We start from the raw sequence: 17,065 nt of genomic DNA, 5'->3' as shown, positions 1-17,065 counted from the left end.
ACTTCGTCCCACTAGGGACGGGTAGCGGGCGCTTCGCTATGGTTGCACCATGATTAAAGTCGGACTCACAGGTGGAATGGGCAGCGGCAAGTCCTCGGTCGCCAGCCGCCTACGCGAGCGTGGCGCCCTTATCGTCGACGCAGACGCCATCGCCCGCGAAATCGTCTCGCCTGGGCAGCCGGCATTAGCTGAGCTTGCCGACGCATTCGGCGCCGATATTCTCAATGCCGATGGCACCCTGAACCGGGCTGAACTCGCCCGCCGTGCCTTCGCTGATAACGCCTCCCGGGAGAAGCTCAACGCCATCACCCACCCGCGCATTGCGCAGCGGACGCAGGCCTGCTTCGCGGCGGCGGGGGAGAACGACATCGTTATCCACGACATGCCCTTGCTGGTCGAAAATGACTTGGCGGCCGATAATCACCTGGTCATCGTGGTGCACGCCCCGGTGGAGACCCGAATTGAGCGACTGTGTACGAGCCGGGGCGTAGACGCCGAGGACGCCCGTCGTCGGATTGCGTCTCAAAGTGATGATGCGACGCGGCTTAAACATGCCGACGTCATCGTCGATAATTCCCGCACCCGGGAGGCCCTGCGGGAGCAAGTGGACCTGTTGTGGACTCGGCGCATCCTTCCGATGCGAAGCCCACAGCAGCCCGGGGTGGCCAATTGCCCGGAAGAGATTGCGGCGCCGGCCCGTGGGCGGTTGGACCGGGAACGCGAAAGAATTGAGCGGATTTTTGATGTGTCGGTGATTGATATCGCCATCGACGGTGGGGTGGTTTGCGCTCAGGTGGATGCTCCGCTTGATGTGAATGGCCATCCGTGGGATGTCGTGGGGGACACGTGGACCAACCGTGACCTGGGGAATCCGGTTGTTGTAACCCTCTAGTTGAAATACATTTCCATTAAGGGTTAATGTGTTCGGCATGACGAACACCACTAACTCCCGTATTGCCCTTGCTGTGCTGGGCACCTCTGCGCTGATGCTCGGCGCATGTAGCTCCGATGAAGACACCAAGGCGGCCGAGACCGCCACCGACGCCGTTGATCAGGAAGACCACGACCACGAGGGTCACGATCACGACGGCGATGACCACGAGGGGCACGACCACGAGGATGGTGTCGGCGAAGGCGCCTCGCTGCCCGAGGTTTCCGCTCCCGAGCCGCGCGTGGCTATCTCCTACGACGGTGGTGTGCTCGTCCTCGATGGCGGCGACCTCCAGGAAGGCGAAAACCCCGAGGTTCTTGACGAGTTCGACGCTGACGGTTTCCTCCGCCTGAACCCCGCCGGTGATGGTCGCCACGTCTTCGTCAGCACCGAAGATAAGTTCAAGGTGCTCGATATCGGTTCCTACCGCCGCGCCCACGGTGACCACTTCCACCACTACGCCGGTGACCCGAGCTTCACCGACTTCGAAGTCGACGCCAAAGAGCCCGGCCACGTCGTTGGCGGTAAGCGCTACGCCACCCTCTTCGATGACAAGTCCGGCCAGGTCACGGATGTGCGCCTGACGGGTATGGCTGTCACCGACCAGTTCGAGGTCCCCGCTCACCACGGCATTGCGGTGCGCGGTGAAGACGACACCTACATGGTCACCCTGTCCGATGATGAAGGCGACCGCATCGGTGTTGCCCAGTACGACGCCGAGGGCAAGGAACTTAAGCGCTTCGAAGAGTGCGAAGGTGCCCACGGTGCCGCTGAGGCCGGTAAGACCGTCCTGGTGGGTTGCGTCGACGGTGCCCTGCTGTACAAGGACGGCGAAGTCACCAAGGTGAAGTCCCCCGATGAGTACGGCCGGATTGCCTCTGAGTTCACCAATGAAGACGGCCGCTTCGTGCTGACCGACTACGACAACGACAAGGAAGCCGCGGACAAGGACGAGCGCGCCCTGCCGAATAAGGTCGCCATCGTCGACGTCAAGGACGAGAAGATGAACATCATCGACCTGGGTGATGTCAACTACTCCTTCCGCTCCCTGGCAATGGCGGAGGACAACACCGCTGTGGTGCTCGGTACTGACGGCAAGCTGCACCTGATCGACCCTGAGGAAGGCGAGATCACCAAGTCCATCGACGTCCTCGACAAGTGGGAGGTCCCCGAGGACTGGCAGGAAGGCCGCCCCGCGGTCTCCGTTGCCGGCATGACCGCCTACGTCACTGACCCGGAGAACAAGAAGCTCTACGTCATCGACCTGACCGGTAAGGATGACACCCTCAGCGTTGAGCTGCCCGAAACCCCGAGCGAAATCATCGCCACCCAGGGCTAATTCGCTCTAGCTTCGCTCACCGATAATGGCCGTGCCTCCTAGTGAGGCCCGGCCATTTTTGGTCTGAGTAGGGTGGTGCCATGGCGTTTGCAGCTGAGTACCCCGTTCTCGCACAGTCGGAATTTCGCCCCGTCGGCGAGATTGAGCGTTCCACCGCCCCCTTCGAGGTCGTCAGCGACTACGAGCCCGCCGGCGACCAGCCCCAGGCGATTAAGGAACTCACCGAGCGCCTGCAACGCGGTGAGCGTGAGGTGGTGCTCATGGGCGCCACCGGTACCGGCAAGTCCGCTACTGCCGCCTGGTTGATCGAAAAAATGCAGCGCCCGACGCTGGTGATGGCGCCGAATAAGACCCTGGCCGCCCAGCTGGCCAATGAACTGCGGTCCCTGCTGCCCAATAATGCGGTGGAGTACTTCGTCAGTTACTACGACTACTACCAACCAGAGGCGTATATCGCGCAGACCGATACCTATATCGAGAAGGACTCCTCCATTAATGAGGACGTTGAGCGGCTGCGCCACGCGGCCACCTCGAACCTGCTCTCGCGGCGTGATGTGGTGGTGGTCAGCTCTGTTTCCTGCATCTATGGCCTGGGCACGCCGCAGTCGTATCTTGACCGTTCGGTGGTGCTCAAAGAAGGCGAGGAGGTGGAGCGGGATGCGTTCCTCCGTTTGTTGGTGGATATCCAGTACGCCCGCAATGATGTTGCCTTCACCCGGGGTACTTTCCGCGTCAAGGGCGACGTCGTTGACATCATCCCCGCCTATGAGGAGTTGGCGGTGCGGGTCGAGTTCTTCGGCGACGAGATTGACTGTCTTTACTACCTCAACCCCGTTACCGGGGATGTGGTGCGCCAGGTCGACCAGCTGCGTATTTTCCCCGCCACGCACTATGTGGCCGGGCCGGAGCGCATGGAACGCGCCATTGCCGATATCCGCGAGGAACTCGATGAGCGTCTTGCGGAATTGGAAAACCGCGGCAAGCTGCTGGAAGCCCAGCGGCTGCGCATGCGTACCGAGTTTGACCTGGAGATGATCGAACAGGTCGGTTTCTGTACCGGCATTGAGAACTATTCGAAGCATATCGACGGCCGCGCCGCCGGTTCTGCGCCAGCAACACTGATCGATTATTTCCCCGAGGATTTCCTCACCATCATTGATGAGTCCCACGTGACGGTGCCGCAGATTGGTGGCATGTTCAACGGTGATGCGGCCCGGAAACGTAACCTCGTCGATTTCGGTTTCCGGCTGCCTTCGGCGCTGGATAACCGCCCGTTGACGTTTGAGGAATTCGACAGTCGCGTCGGCCAGGTTGTGTTCATGTCGGCAACCCCCGGCGACTACGAGCTGCAGAAAACCGGCGGCGAGTACGTTGAGCAGGTCATTCGACCCACCGGCCTGGTCGACCCAAAGGTCGTCGTCAAGCCCACCAAGGGACAAATTGATGACCTTATCCACGAGATTCGGCAGCGCACCGATAAAGACGAACGCGTGCTGGTTACGACGCTGACGAAGAAAATGGCCGAGGATCTCACCGACTACCTGCTCGAATCCGGTATTCGGGTGCGCTATATGCATTCCGACGTCGATACCCTGCGCCGCGTGGAATTGCTGCGCCAACTCCGCCTCGGCGATTACGACGTGTTAGTCGGCATCAACCTGCTGCGTGAGGGCCTTGACCTGCCTGAAGTGTCGCTGGTGTCGATCCTGGATGCGGATAAGGAAGGTTTTTTGCGGTCGACGAAGTCCCTTATTCAGACCATTGGTCGTGCCGCCCGAAATGTCTCCGGTGAGGTGCATATGTATGCCGACACCATCACCGATTCCATGGCGCAGGCTATTGAAGAAACAGAGCGCCGCCGCGAAAAGCAGATTGCCTACAACACTGAACACGGGGTGGACCCGCAGCCGCTGCGGAAAAAAATCGCCGATATTCTCGACCAGGTTCACGAGATGGCTGGCGAAGAGGCCGAAGACGCTGCCGGCGACGCCGCGGTGGCCGCTGGTGTGGACCCGTCGACCATGCCGCGGGCGCAGCTGAAGAAGCTCATCGACGAACTCACCGACCAGATGGGTGCTGCTGCCAGGGAGCTGAAATTCGAGCTCGCTGGGCGTTTGCGTGATGAGATCGCGGAACTGAAGAAGGAATACCGCGGTATGGAGGAAGCAGGAATTGACTAACCCCTCTGCCGCTACCGGCAATAGTTTTGGTACCCTTCAGACATATCGCGGTTCGCCCGTGAATACGTGATAACCAGCACATACCGCACCTTAGGGAAGGCATTTTTATGAGCGCGTACCAGACCATTGCTGTGGGCACCGATGGATCCAAGTCCTCCTTGCTGGCTGTCGAACGCGCAGCGGGAATCGCCGCCGCTTTCGACGCAACCCTGATCATTGGCTGTGCCTTCTACGACTCGGAGAATGACGCATCCTCGACGCTGCGCCAGGATTCCGTCATCGTCGTGGGTGACGACACCGCTGCTAAGAACCTCGCCTCCGCCACGGAGGCAGCCAAGAAGGTTGGTGCCACCAAGATTGAAACCGAGGTCCGCGCCGGCGCGCCGGTGCAGGTCCTCATGGACATCGTGAACAACCACAACGCAGACCTGCTCGTCGTCGGCAACCGCGGTATCAACTCGCTGACCGGCCGCCTGCTCGGTTCGGTGCCTGCCGACGTCGCCCGTCAGTCCGACTGCGACGTGATGATTGTGCACACCGTCTAAACAGCCACTACATACCGAGGAACCATATGGCCCAGCGCGTCGCCAAGCCCGCAAAAGTATCGGGGAAGTCGGCCACCGAAACCCACCGCGTTGCGGTGTGGGTCGGCTGGTTACTGATCCTGGTCGGCCTGGCATTCGCGGCATCGACAGTGCTGCTGCCGACGTATGCAGGATTGTCGATGCCGCTCATCGTGGTCATCCCGATGGTGCTGCTCTGCGCAGCTACCGCCTTAGGCATTGCGCTGGTAACCCGGCATTTCCTGCTCTTTATCGCCGCGTTCCTCACCGCTGCCTCGCCATGGTGGATCACGGTGCTAGCGATGCTCCTGGTCTTCTAATGAGCAGCTAGTTTTCCTCATCGAGCACCGTCGCTGGCCCAATAATGGTCAGCGACTGGGTTGCTCGCGTCATCGCCACATATAAATCCTGCAGTCCCTGCGGGGACGCATCGGCGATCGCGTCCGGGTGCACCACAACCACGTGATCAAACTCCAGGCCCTTGCAGGCAGTGACGGTCTGCGGGGAAATGACCTCCACGAGGCGATCCGGGTGGGTGGCGCGCAGTTGGTCGGCGACATCGTCGGCACGCCGAGCAAGCTCGGCACTATCAGTGACAGCACCGGCTAACCGACGCACCGGCTGGCCGGTGGACCGAATCGACCGTGGCGCAACAATATCCGGCGATATCTTCGCCAATACCCGTGCCGCCACAGCCATCACCTCCGCGGGAGTGCGGTAATTCACCGTCATCTCATGCACCCGCCAACGGCTAGCCAAAATCGGCTCCAGGGCATCAGCCCAGCTCTCCGCACCAGCCGGGGAACTGGTCTGGGCGATATCGCCCACCACCGTCATCCACCCATTAGGGCTGCGCCGACGCACCATACGCCACGCCATGGCCGAAAGCTCCTGGGCCTCATCCACGACGACATGGCCAAAGGCCCACCGCATATCAGAAGCAGCGCGCTGCGCAGTGGTGCGATGCTCCCGATGCTGCTGTCGCTCCGCAAGCGCCTCAGCGTCAATCAAGTCATAGGCCATCAGAATCTCCGGGGCGAAACCATCATCAAGATCCTGGGAAGCAGAACCGGTCAGCACATCCAGCGCGTCTTGGGCTTCCTCAATCTGCGCCAACCACTGCTGCCGATTTTCCTCATCAGCATCGCCGCCGGTATCGCCCAGAACGTCGGCAAGCTCATCAAGCAAAGGCGGATCGGAGGGGCCAAACATCGCGCCATCAGCGCGGAACAGCGCCTCCTGGGTTTCCTCGTCATACTCATATGCGGCCGCGGCAATCCGATCCTCATCGGAGAACAAATCAGCCAACACCTGCTGCGGGGTCAGCAGTGGCCACAGCTCGTCCAAGACCTCTGAGACGGCAGGCTCCTCAGCCAACTCATCACGCAAATCCGCGATATCAGTAGCCGACAGCAGATTCTCCCCACCAAGCGGATCGGACCCAATCTGGGCCGCAATATCCTGGGCCACCGACTCAATAAGATGCTCCCGGAACACCGGGCGGGCAATATTATGCGGCTTCTGGGACCGCCGGGCCCGAGTGCGCGCAGCCTTGACCATCTTCGGCGTAATGCGAATCGTCAACTGATCCCAGGTGAGCGCAATGGGCTCATCCGGCACAAGCTGGCGATCCCGGACCGCCTGCCGCAGAATATCGACCATCGCAACAGAGCCCTTGACCTCCTGGGTCAACAACGACTCCACGCCACGGCCCTGCACTCCCGGGTAGAGATCCGCGATAGTGGACAACACCACGCCGGTCTCACCGAGGCTGGGCAGCACGCGCGAAATGTAGTCCAAAAACTCCGGGTTAGGGCCCAAAATGAGCACCCCGGTTTTTTCCAGGCGAGCGCGGTGCGTGTAGAGCAACCACGCTACCCGGTGCAGCGCAACCGCAGTCTTACCGGTACCAGGACCGCCCTGGACAACCATGGTCTGCTGGGTCTGGTCGCGAATAACCAGGTCCTGCTCCCGCTGGATGGTCTCCACAATCCCACGCATCTGGCCGGTGCGGGCCGAATCCAGTACCTCCCGCAGCACGGCCTCACCGCCGACCCCAGAATCCGGACTCGACTCGGGACGACAGCGCGCCCCATCAGGTGCTTGCAACCACTCATCATCCAAGGCACGTACCCGGCGGCTGCGGGTACGAACATGCCGACGCAGGCTCACCCCCTCCGGGTGCGCAGTGGTCGCCAGATAAAACGCGCGGGCCTGCGGGGCACGCCAATCCATAAGGACACTGCGGTAGTCATCCTCAGCATCGGAAAGCCCTAACCTGCCGATATACCGGCGATCCTGCTGCTCGGCGCCGGGGACAGGATTATCCGGGTCCTCATCGTCGATATCAATGCGCCCGAAAACCAGGCCCACCTCTGCCGCACGCAACTGCTCTAGCCGCTGCTGCAACCGGTGGTACTCCACCTCGCGTTCCACCCGGGCCTGCGGCAACGGGTCATCATCCAACTGGACCGCACGCAGGCTGCGCTCATCACGAACGCGCTCAGCATCAAGGTGCGCGTAAATCCGGTCGAGCATCGCCTGCTCAGCGCGGAAGTCCGGATGTGCGTCGGTCACGGCAACCTTTCACGGCGTCGGGTACGGGCCTGGGGAGTTAAAGAGCATAAGTATAGACGCGACAAACCCCCACCGGCTGTGGATAGCCAGCGGGGGTTCGTCAGCTCACGGTAACGGAGCTAGCAAGGGGCTTTAGCGGGAAAGCAGGCCCTTATTCTGGCGCTTGCGGATGTCCTTAGCGCGCTTCTTGGCGCGCTTGACGGCCTCACCGCGTGCCTTATTGATCTGCTTCTTCTGCTTACGGGACAGCTTCAGGTTCTTCTGCTGCTTCTTGGCCTGCTTACGAGCGGACTTGAGCTGCTTCTCGCCTTCCTTACGGGCGGTCTGGATGCCCTTATCGGCATTGGCGCGCACATCCTTGACGGTGTTCTCCAGGTCAAGGTCATCGGCGACATCAGCGGCCTTTTCGCGAGCTTCCTCGACAACCTTGGAGACAGTCTCGCGAGCTTCCTCGGCGAAGGAAGAAACGGTGTCCTTCCAGTCGTCCTTATTGTCATCGACATAAGCTGCGGCGGCGGCAGTGCCGGCGGTGGCGGCACCGGCGAGCTGACCGGCGCGCTCCTTAGCCACACCAGTGAACTCCTGGGTGCGCTCCTGCAGCTTCTCGCGGGTCTTCTCAGCCTCAGACTTCGTCGGCAGAGCAGCCTGGACCTTCTTATTGACCTGCTTACCGGCATGCTCGGCGCGCCAGGCCAGGCCCGGCTTGCCCTCGGTATCGGCAGTGGCGAGTACAAGCCCGCCCAAAAGACCCAAGTCGGTAACGAAGCCGGAACGCTTCTCCTTCTTCTCCTCACCGTTCTTGGCGGCCCAGAAGTCATGGCGGGCCATCAGTGCGGCGACCTGGGTGACAGCGAGGGCACCAGCGGAAACCCGCGGGAACTTGCCCAGGGCGAAGAGGGAACCGGCGGCAACGCGGGTGCCGGCAGAAGCGGTCACCGCGCTCTTCGGGGAATCGGGGATAAAGGAAGAGTACTGCGGCGGGACGACCTTGCGGGCCTTGCCGAGAACGGTACGGGCGCCGTCGACGTAATCGTCCTTGTTTTTAAGGGTTTCAATGCCATCGGCGATAAACACCGTGGCAAGCATCGGGCGGGCGAGCTTACGGATCATTGACGGTCAACTCCTGAGTGTTGGGATGGTGGCCTAATAGCCACCGGGTAATGCACCCTGTCGGTCGAACCAACAGGGAATACGGTGTTAGAGGATATTCATTTCGACAGTCTAATGCTGCGAGGAATCCCACACCGTAGTTGTTTCCACGATTATACGGGGTTCACCAACCTCGCTGGCGCCACTCGGGCAGATGCGGCCGCTCAGCTCCGACGGTGGTATCAGCGCCGTGCCCAGGGTGAACCTGGGTGGAATCGGGGTAAACGGCGAAGACACGCTCCTCAACATCATCCATGAGCTGGCCAAATGCCTCATTAGTGGTGGTCTTGCCGACACCGCCGGGGAATAGTGAGTCGCCCACAAACAGGTGCGCGGCATCATCTTCGTGGTCTTCCCGGGCCGGGTCCAGGGCTAGGCACAGCCCACCCCTGGTGTGGCCACGCAGGATGAAACACACCACATCAACGCCAGGACCGAAGAACAACACGTCGCCGTGATCCATGGTCATATCGGTCGGGCAGGGCAGTTCCGGCGCGTCCAGGGTGGAGGCGATATGGGCGGCGCCGGTGGTCCGCAGCACCTCATCGAGAGCCTGGAAATGGTCGAAGTGGGCGTGGGTGGTCACCACGTACTTCACCGTTTTCCCGACGTGTTCCATCAGCGCGAGCAGGTGATCAGCCTCGTCGGCAGCGTCGATGAGCACAGCTTCGTCGCCAGCGGCGAGAAGGTAGGCGTTATTCGACATCTCGCCGACAGCCGTCTTGTACACATCGATTTCGCCGACGCGGACGTGTTGCACCTCGCCGCGGGCGGGGTCGCCGTTATACGAGTCGGAGATAGTAATCGAGTCAGACATGGAGACCACAATATGATCGTATGGGTCCGCTCGCTGAGAAAATTTTCACGCTAGGGGAGTAGTTCGCGGCCCGTAATCGAACACCTGTATTATGACCACCGCTCACCCCCTCTAGGAAAGGCACCGACTGTGGCCGAACGCCTCGTCGTCCGCGGCGCCCGCGAACACAACCTCAAGGGCGTCGATATTGATCTGCCCCGCGATCAGTTCATTGTCTTCACGGGCCTGTCCGGTTCCGGTAAATCCTCCCTGGCCTTTGACACCATCTTCGCCGAAGGTCAGCGTCGTTATGTTGAGTCGCTGTCCTCGTATGCGCGGATGTTCCTCGGGCAGATGCAAAAACCCGAAGTGGAGATGATTGAGGGGCTCTCCCCGGCGGTGTCGATTGACCAGAAGTCGACCAACCGCAACCCGCGCTCCACCGTCGGCACGATTACTGAAGTCCACGACTACCTGCGTCTTCTCTACGCCCGCACCGGCACTCCGCACTGTCCGGAGTGTGGCGAGGTGGTGCGTTCGCAAACCCCGCAGCAGATCGTTGACCAGGTGCTCGCTTTGCCGGAGGGCACGAAATTCCAGGTGCTCGCCCCGGTGGTGCGTACCCGCAAGGGCGAGTTCGTTGACCTGTTTGAGCAACTCGCGGCCAGTGGTTATGCCCGCGTCGTGGTCGATGGGCAGATGCACCGGCTGTCAAGCCCGCCGAAGCTGGAGAAGCAGGTCAAGCACGATATCGACGTTATCGTGGACCGACTGCAGGCTAAGGACACTCAGAAGCAGCGCCTCACCGATTCCGTCGAGACCGCGCTTAAGCTTGCCGACGGCGTGGTCGTCCTCGATTGCGTCGACCTGGCTGATAGTGACCCCAACCGGCGGATGCGCTTCAGTGAGAAAATGGCCTGCGCCAACGGCCACCGCCTCACCGTTGATGAGCTGGAACCACGCTCGTTCTCCTTCAACTCGCCCTATGGTGCCTGCCCGGCCTGCGATGGTTTGGGTACCCGACTTGAGGTTGATGTTGACCTAGTGGTGCCGGACCCGACGAAACCGGCCGCCGAGGCTTTTGCGCCCTGGACCTCGACGCATAATTCCAAGTACTTCATTCGCTTAATTGAGTCCTTGGCGGGGGAGTTGGGCTTCGATGCGTACACCCCGTTTGCGGAGTTGCCGGCCAAGATCCGGAAGGCGCTGCTCAATGGCTCCTCGACGAAGGTGCACGTCAAGTACAAGAACCGCTTTGGTCGGCACCGTTCTTATAACGCCCCGTTTGAAGGTGTGTTGCCGTACCTGCACCGAAAACTGGAGTGGGCGGAGAGCGATTCGCAGAAGGAACGCTTCCGCGGTTATATGCGTGAAGTGCCGTGCCCGACCTGTGGTGGCGCACGCCTGAAGCCGGAGATCCTGGCGGTAACCCTGGCGTCATCGCATTTCGGTGAGCTGTCCATTGCCGAGGTCAACGAGCTGTCCGTGGCTGAGGCCTCCCAGTTCCTCAATGAGCTCACCCTGGGCAAGCGTGAAGAGATGATCGCCGGCCGGGTGTTGCGTGAGGTCCAGGCCCGGCTGCGGTTCTTGCTTGATGTCGGCCTGGACTACCTCTCGCTGGCGCGCTCTGCGGGCACCCTGTCTGGTGGTGAGGCGCAGCGAATCCGGCTGGCCACCCAGATCGGTTCTGGCCTAGCCGGTGTGCTCTATGTGCTCGATGAGCCGTCCATTGGTCTGCACCAGCGGGATAATCACCGCCTTATTGAGACGCTGAAAAAACTGCGTGACCTCGGCAATACCCTGATTGTCGTTGAGCACGATGAAGACACCATCCGCGCTGCGGACTGGCTAGTCGATATTGGCCCACGTGCCGGTGAATACGGCGGCGAGATCGTCTACCAAGGCAAGCCCGACGGTGTGCTGGAGCTCGAGGACTCGCTGACCGGCGCCTACCTGTCCGGTCGACGGGTGCTGGCCGTGCCAGAGACTCGTCGGCCAGTAGATTTCGACCGCATGGTCACCGTCGTCGGTGGGCGGGAAAATAACCTCAAGGACGTCACCGTGTCCTTCCCGCTGGGTGTACTCACCTGCATTACTGGCGTGTCCGGTTCGGGTAAATCCACACTGGTCAACGACATTATGGCCAAGGTGATGGCCAATGAACTCAACGGTTCGCGCCAGGTACCGGGTCGCCATACCCGCGTCGACGGCCTGGATCAGCTGGACAAGCTCGTGCAGGTCGACCAGTCACCGATTGGCCGCACCCCGCGGTCTAACCCGGCGACATACACCGGCGTGTTCGACAAGATCCGCAACCTCTTCGCCGAAACGCAGGAAGCGAAGGTGCGCGGATATAAGGCCGGCCGGTTCAGCTTTAACGTCAAGGGTGGCCGCTGTGAGGCCTGTAAGGGCGACGGCACCATCAAGATTGAGATGAACTTCCTGCCGGATGTGTACGTGCCCTGCGAGGTATGTGGCGGCGCGCGCTATAACCGGGAAACCCTTGAGGTGAAATACAAGGGCAAGACCATCGCCGAGGTACTGGATATGCCCATCTCGGAGGCGGCGAGGTTCTTCGAACCGATCACCTCTATCGCGCGTTATTTAGACACGCTTGTCGACGTGGGTCTGGGGTATGTGCGCCTCGGCCAGTCGGCGACGACGCTATCCGGCGGTGAGGCGCAGCGCGTGAAGCTCGCAGCGGAGTTGCAGAAACGCTCCAATGGCCGCACCGCCTATATTCTCGACGAGCCGACCACTGGCCTGCACTTCGAGGACGTGCGCCGGTTGATGATGGTGCTGCAAGGCCTGGTGGATAAGGGCAACACAATCATGGTGATCGAGCACAACCTTGACGTGATCAAGGCCGCGGACTGGATTGTGGACATGGGCCCCGAGGGTGGTGCTGGCGGTGGCACGGTTGTCGCCGAGGGCACTCCGGACGATGTCGCCGCTGTTGAGGCCAGCCACACGGGACAGTTCCTCAAGGACATGCTGCCGGGGAGCCGTAGCGCGGCAGCAAAACAGTGACCGTCAGGGCGGATGTCAGTAGGCGTAGTTGTTGTGTCAGGGTTCGCCGTTAAGGTGCCTTAAATACAGGACAACGCCGGCGCACAAGAAGGACATGATCTTCTTGCGCGCCGGCACATCATGCTGTGGGGGAACTAGCCCTTCACCACAGTGATGGTCCATTCCGCGTCGCCTGTTGCGCGGAAGTCTTTGACGCCGTGGCCTTCAGAGGCGGCCCAGCGGGGGATAGCTTCAGTGCCCTGGGTGCAGTCGAACCCGATGACGAGCTCATCACCCTGGTTGAGTTCCTTAATGGCAGCCTTGGCTTCCAGCAGGGGGAAGGGGCACACAGCGCCGTTGGTCTCGAGAACTTTCGTAGCCATGATTAGTCCTTTCGTGGACAGAGGAATTATGCGTTGACCTTCACCGAGGTGGTCTCAGCGTCGGCAGTGTCGGGCTTGGTGGAGCGGGTGCGGGCCGGCAGTAGCGGCTTGTTGAGCAGGTAGATACGTGCTGCCACACCGCAACCGAGGAACATTGCGAACAGGGAAATCCAGCCCTGCCAGGCGAAGAGGCCCGTGGCGACCATGCCATTGCCGACGGTGCAACCACCGGCAAGGACGGCGCCTACGCCCATGGCCACGCCGCCGCGGACCGAGCGCCAGGAAGTGGTCGCATCAGGAACGCGGATGCGGAATTCGCCGGAGAGCTTCGCGGCGAGGTAGGAACCAACGATGATGCCGAGAATGAGCAGGGTGCCCCAGTTGAGGTACTCCGAGTCGCCCGAACCGATCCAACCCACCAGGTGGGCCGATGGGGTGGTGATGCCCAGGCCCTTATTACGGCCGGTGGCTTCCGATAGTGGCCAGGCGAGGATGCCGATAATGCCCACGATGGTGGCCGTGGTGTAGAGGCCCCACGGTTTTTCGGCGAGGATGTGGGCCAGGCCGGTTTTTTGTGGCGGCAGGGTGGGGATAGCGAGTTTCGGCTTGGACAGCTCGCGGTAGAGCAGCAATCCGGTGATGCCGACGAGGGCGACGAGCAGTACTACGACCGGGATGCCGAAATCGTCGTAAATGGTGCCGGAGCCGACGGTTTGGCCACGCAGTGCTTCGGTGAAACCGCTGGCCGGGCCGATTTTGAAGAATGCGGAGCTAAGGGCGTAGGCCACCAGTGCCAGCCACGATCCGACGAGTCCTTCGCCTGCGCGGTAGTAGGTGCCGGTGGCGCAACCGCCGGCGATGACAATGCCGTAGCCGAAGATGAAGCCGCCGACGATGGTGGCGATGGGGGAGAAGCCGAGTTCGCGTAGTTCGATGACGCCGGTGGCACCGAGGGCCCAGACACCGACGGCGTGGACGGCGATAACCAGCATGAGGGCGGTGAACCCGCGCAGTGTGCGGGTGAGCCAGATATCGCGGAGAAAGCCCGTAACGCAGAAGCGTCCGCGTTGGAGCACGTAGCCAAGTGCGACTCCTAGAGCCGCGCCGGTGAGGATCATGCGGATGCACCGTCCTTGAAGAATCGAAGTGTCAGTAAGGTGTCAGTTAATGGACCGATCGGTCTAAACTGTGGCGCTAACCGTACATTAGACGGACTGGTCTGTCTAGTTGCGGTGGTGGCGTGTCCGCCGAGTATGTGAATCCGCAGGTGGTGCCGGGTTTATGCGCTACCGCCTGCGGTGTGCGCGGTGTGCGATCTGGGGCAGGAGGAGCTGCAGTGACGTGAAAAGCGACATAAAAGGCATCTTTTAGCTGCCCGGCAATGCGACAATCCTGCCGCCGCCACGCCCAGGCCGGCATATGTTTTTTACCTGCGCGAACCACGTGCTACTATTGCCGTCACGACCGCCGGATAGCGGCCGCGCAGATATGCGTGGCTTCTGTCAGGCAACGAAGAGGATGAAGATCCCACCCTGGGTGCGCCAAAGAATTAGGGTTGCGCCGGGGTTCCACCAACTTCCTGGTCGGGAGTGGGCCTCACGCCTGCCCTGGCTATGAAGTTGAGTTAGCGGGCGCTGCCCGCCGGCACTGACCCAGGTCAGCGTCGGCACTCATGCGCGCCCCTTGGTGGCCTTCCTCCTTTTCCGACCCGCGGTGGTCAGGACAGCATCAGTCAGTTCGACTTAGGAGGCCACATCAGCGCTGAAACTCGCATCAATGATCGTATTCGGGTTCCCGAGGTCCGCCTCGTCGGTCCCGGTGGAGAGCAGGTGGGTATCGTCCGCACGGACGAAGCCCGCAAGATCGCCTATGAGGCAGATCTTGACCTCGTAGAGGTTGCGCCCAACGCAAAGCCGCCGGTCTGCAAGATCATGGACTACGGGAAGTTCAAGTACGAGCAGGCCCAGAAGGCCCGCGAGTCCCGCAAGAACCAGCAGCAGACCGTGGTGAAGGAACAGAAGTTCCGTCCCAAGATCGACGACCACGACTACGAGACGAAGAAGAACAACGTCGTCCGGTTCCTGGATAAGGGGTCCAAGGTCAAGGTCACCATCATGTTCCGCGGTCGTGAGCAGTCACGTCCGGAACTCGGCTTCCGGCTTTTGCAGCGGCTCGCCGATGACGTCGCCGACCATGGTGTCGTCGAGTCCCGCCCGAAGCAGGACGGCCGCAATATGACGGTGGTTCTGTCCCCGGTCCGTAAGGGCAAGAAGTAACAGCCGTTAGCGGGCACACCACCGGTTCCCCGGAACCCTCCGGTGCGCCGTGCCCCTAACTGCCCGCCAACCCAGGCATCCCGCAGCACAGTCGGGGTGCGTCTCAAGGCAGCGCCAGTAGGCGTTTGCACTTGTGACACTGACAACGAAAGACGTGGACACACCATGAAGCAGAAGACCCATAAGGGCACCGCCAAGCGAATCAAGACCACCGGCTCCGGCAAGTTCCGCCGCGAGCAGGCCAACCGCCGGCACCTCCTGGAGGGCAAGCCGTCCACCCGCACCCGTCGCCTGAAGGGTGACACCGAGGTCGCCAAGGCCGATGTGAAGCGCGTCAAGCGCCTGCTCGGCAAGGGCTAACCCACTTTTTGCAGCATCTGGCGTTTTCCGCCAGTTGTGTACAGCATGCGGACCCACCCATTGGGCACCGTACTTAGCGGCCCATCTGGTCCGCACCCCCAGGACGTACCAACCAAGTAAGGAAGTATCACCGTGGCACGTGTGAAGCGCTCCGTAAACGCCAAGAAGAAGCGCCGCGAGGTCCTTAACTCTGCAAAGGGTTACCGAGGCCAGCGCTCCCGCCTGTACCGCAAGGCGAAGGAGCAGATGCTCCACTCGAAGACCTACGAGTTCCGGGACCGTCGCGCCCGTAAGTCGCAGTTCCGCCGCCTGTGGATTACCCGCATCAATGCCGCAGCCCGCGCTAATGACATGCCCTACAACCGGTTCATGCAGGGCCTGGCTGCCGCTGGTATCGAGGTTGACCGTAAGAACCTCGCCGAGATTGCCGTCACCGACCCGCAGGCTTTCACCGCCCTGGTCGAGGCTGCTCGCGCCGCTCTGCCGGCCGACGTTAACGCCAAGAAGGCCAGCTAGTTTCCTAAGCCTATTAAGGCTGTTGTAGCTAGCGCATCCACCTAGCCGCCCTTTGCTGAGTTCGCTCGGCAAGGGCGGCTTGTGGGATCTCTGGGGCAGCTATCGGCTAGCGTCGCTGTTATGTCCCATTGTGATGAGTCGGCCTATTTCACCCAGCGCACCCCGCGCATTGTGAATGCGGCGAAGCTGAACCGGGCGGCTACCCGCCGCAAGACAGGGCGTTTCCTCGCCGAGGGCCCAAACTGTGTCGAAGGCGCAATCCGCACCAAGAATGTCATCGAGATCTATGCCACCGACGCAGCCGAGCAGCATCATGAACAGTTGCTTGCCGACGCTCGCGCCGCGGGCCTCCCGGTGCACCCGATTAATCAGCGTGCCGCGGATCATTTGGCGGATACGGTGACCACAACGGGGCTGTTCGCGCTGTGTCATACCGACCGGGCTTTAGTAGCTGCCGACGAGATTATCGCCGCCGCGGCCAGTGCGGGCTCGCGGGGCCTAGTCGCCGTGGCCGTCGATATCGCCGATCCCGGCAATGCCGGCACCATCATCCGCATGGCTGATGCGCTAGGTGCCGCCGGGGTGATTTTCGCAGGGCAGTGCGTGGACCCCCTTGGCGGCAAAGTACTGCGGTCGACGGCCGGGTCCTTATTTAATATCCCGGTGGCGCGGCATCGCGACACCACGGAGGTAATCGCCGCTTTGCAGGACCATAACGTCGTCACGCTGGCGACCACTATGACTGCTGAGCTGACCCTTGGTGCTGATGAGCTTCCGGCAGCACCGACTGCCTGGCTATTCGGAAATGAAGCCCACGGGCTTGACCAGAAGGTGCTTGGGCAGGCCGACCACACTGTGGCAATCCCCATCGTGGGAGCTGCAGAATCACTGAATCTGGCCACCGCGGCAGCAATGTGCCTATGGGAGTCCGCCCGCGGACATACCCACCCACTATGATGAGTGCGTCTTCAACCCACACTTCAGCT

General features: G+C 61.4%; 13 protein-coding genes and 1 pseudogene. 10 read left to right on the top strand and 4 right to left on the bottom strand.

Features of this window, described 5'->3' with window-relative positions; translation table 11 throughout:
- The first annotated feature begins 49 nt into the window (after window positions 1-49).
- The 5 genes from coaE to KRX51_RS09445 all read left to right on the top strand — a co-directional run bounded on the left by coaE (window position 50) and on the right by KRX51_RS09445 (window position 5,333).
- Window positions 50-892 (top strand): dephospho-CoA kinase, encoded by an 843-nt coding sequence (coaE, locus tag KRX51_RS09465; RefSeq protein WP_218362907.1) that lies wholly within the window; start codon window positions 50-52, stop codon window positions 890-892.
- A 37-nt stretch (window positions 893-929) separates the two neighbouring features.
- Window positions 930-2,270 (top strand): hypothetical protein, encoded by a 1,341-nt coding sequence (locus KRX51_RS09460; protein ID WP_218362906.1) that lies wholly within the window; start codon window positions 930-932, stop codon window positions 2,268-2,270.
- A gap of 80 nt (window positions 2,271-2,350) precedes the next feature.
- Window positions 2,351-4,450 (top strand): excinuclease ABC subunit UvrB, encoded by a 2,100-nt coding sequence (gene uvrB, locus KRX51_RS09455; protein ID WP_218362905.1) that lies wholly within the window; start codon window positions 2,351-2,353, stop codon window positions 4,448-4,450.
- Window positions 4,451-4,557: 107 nt separating this feature from the next.
- Window positions 4,558-4,995, top strand: a complete 438-nt coding sequence (locus tag KRX51_RS09450) for a universal stress protein (RefSeq protein ID WP_218362904.1) — start codon at window positions 4,558-4,560, stop codon at window positions 4,993-4,995.
- A gap of 26 nt (window positions 4,996-5,021) precedes the next feature.
- Window positions 5,022-5,333 (top strand): hypothetical protein, encoded by a 312-nt coding sequence (locus KRX51_RS09445; protein WP_218362903.1) that lies wholly within the window; start codon window positions 5,022-5,024, stop codon window positions 5,331-5,333.
- 7 nt (window positions 5,334-5,340) lie between these two features.
- On the opposite strand, the gene KRX51_RS09440 is transcribed toward KRX51_RS09445, so the two are convergent.
- The 3 genes from KRX51_RS09440 to KRX51_RS09430 all read right to left on the bottom strand — a co-directional run bounded on the left by KRX51_RS09440 (window position 5,341) and on the right by KRX51_RS09430 (window position 9,556).
- On the bottom strand, window positions 5,341-7,590 hold the full coding sequence (locus KRX51_RS09440) for an AAA family ATPase (RefSeq protein ID WP_370625092.1): 2,250 nt from the start codon (window positions 7,588-7,590) through the stop codon (window positions 5,341-5,343).
- Between the two features lie 132 nt (window positions 7,591-7,722).
- Complete coding sequence (locus KRX51_RS09435; RefSeq protein WP_218362902.1) at window positions 7,723-8,700, bottom strand: DoxX family protein; 978 nt, start codon at window positions 8,698-8,700, stop codon at window positions 7,723-7,725.
- Between the two features lie 163 nt (window positions 8,701-8,863).
- Window positions 8,864-9,556, bottom strand: a complete 693-nt coding sequence (locus tag KRX51_RS09430; protein WP_218362901.1) for an MBL fold metallo-hydrolase — start codon at window positions 9,554-9,556, stop codon at window positions 8,864-8,866.
- Between the two features lie 129 nt (window positions 9,557-9,685).
- Here KRX51_RS09430 and uvrA point away from each other — a divergent pair, with 129 nt between their 5' ends.
- Entirely contained in the window at window positions 9,686-12,565 is a 2,880-nt protein-coding gene (gene uvrA, locus KRX51_RS09425; protein ID WP_218362900.1) for an excinuclease ABC subunit UvrA, read from the top strand.
- 134 nt (window positions 12,566-12,699) lie between these two features.
- On the opposite strand, the pseudogene KRX51_RS09420 reads toward uvrA, so the two are convergent.
- A pseudogene (locus KRX51_RS09420) lies at window positions 12,700-14,045 on the bottom strand (YeeE/YedE thiosulfate transporter family protein).
- A 609-nt stretch (window positions 14,046-14,654) separates the two neighbouring features.
- Between KRX51_RS09420 and infC the strand changes: the two are divergent.
- The 4 genes from infC to KRX51_RS09400 all read left to right on the top strand — a co-directional run bounded on the left by infC (window position 14,655) and on the right by KRX51_RS09400 (window position 17,036).
- Window positions 14,655-15,203 (top strand): translation initiation factor IF-3, encoded by a 549-nt coding sequence (gene infC, locus KRX51_RS09415; RefSeq protein WP_218363024.1) that lies wholly within the window; start codon window positions 14,655-14,657, stop codon window positions 15,201-15,203.
- A 165-nt stretch (window positions 15,204-15,368) separates the two neighbouring features.
- A complete protein-coding gene (gene rpmI / locus KRX51_RS09410) occupies window positions 15,369-15,563 on the top strand; it encodes a 50S ribosomal protein L35 (RefSeq protein ID WP_218362899.1) in 195 nt (64 codons plus the stop codon).
- A 132-nt stretch (window positions 15,564-15,695) separates the two neighbouring features.
- Window positions 15,696-16,079 (top strand): 50S ribosomal protein L20, encoded by a 384-nt coding sequence (gene rplT / locus KRX51_RS09405; protein WP_218362898.1) that lies wholly within the window; start codon window positions 15,696-15,698, stop codon window positions 16,077-16,079.
- 120 nt (window positions 16,080-16,199) lie between these two features.
- Window positions 16,200-17,036 (top strand): RNA methyltransferase, encoded by an 837-nt coding sequence (locus KRX51_RS09400; RefSeq protein ID WP_218362897.1) that lies wholly within the window; start codon window positions 16,200-16,202, stop codon window positions 17,034-17,036.
- Window positions 17,037-17,065 lie beyond the last annotated feature (29 nt).

It is taken from the genome of Corynebacterium sp. TAE3-ERU12, from assembly GCF_019209905.1.
In the GTDB taxonomy this organism is placed as follows: Bacteria; Actinomycetota; Actinomycetes; order Mycobacteriales; family Mycobacteriaceae; genus Corynebacterium.
Note: the sequence above shows the minus strand (reverse complement) of the source record. Positions and strands in the feature narration are given on the sequence as shown.

Coding starts and splice junctions, on each gene's coding strand:
- coaE (WP_218362907.1), top strand. CDS start 50: ATGATTAAAGTCGGACTCACAGGTGGAATGGGCAGCGGCAAGTCCTCG.
- KRX51_RS09460 (WP_218362906.1), top strand. CDS start 930: ATGACGAACACCACTAACTCCCGTATTGCCCTTGCTGTGCTGGGCACC.
- uvrB (WP_218362905.1), top strand. CDS start 2,351: ATGGCGTTTGCAGCTGAGTACCCCGTTCTCGCACAGTCGGAATTTCGC.
- KRX51_RS09450 (WP_218362904.1), top strand. CDS start 4,558: ATGAGCGCGTACCAGACCATTGCTGTGGGCACCGATGGATCCAAGTCC.
- KRX51_RS09445 (WP_218362903.1), top strand. CDS start 5,022: ATGGCCCAGCGCGTCGCCAAGCCCGCAAAAGTATCGGGGAAGTCGGCC.
- KRX51_RS09435 (WP_218362902.1), bottom strand. CDS start 8,700: ATGATCCGTAAGCTCGCCCGCCCGATGCTTGCCACGGTGTTTATCGCC.
- KRX51_RS09430 (WP_218362901.1), bottom strand. CDS start 9,556: ATGTCTGACTCGATTACTATCTCCGACTCGTATAACGGCGACCCCGCC.
- rpmI (WP_218362899.1), top strand. CDS start 15,369: ATGAAGCAGAAGACCCATAAGGGCACCGCCAAGCGAATCAAGACCACC.
- KRX51_RS09400 (WP_218362897.1), top strand. CDS start 16,200: ATGTCCCATTGTGATGAGTCGGCCTATTTCACCCAGCGCACCCCGCGC.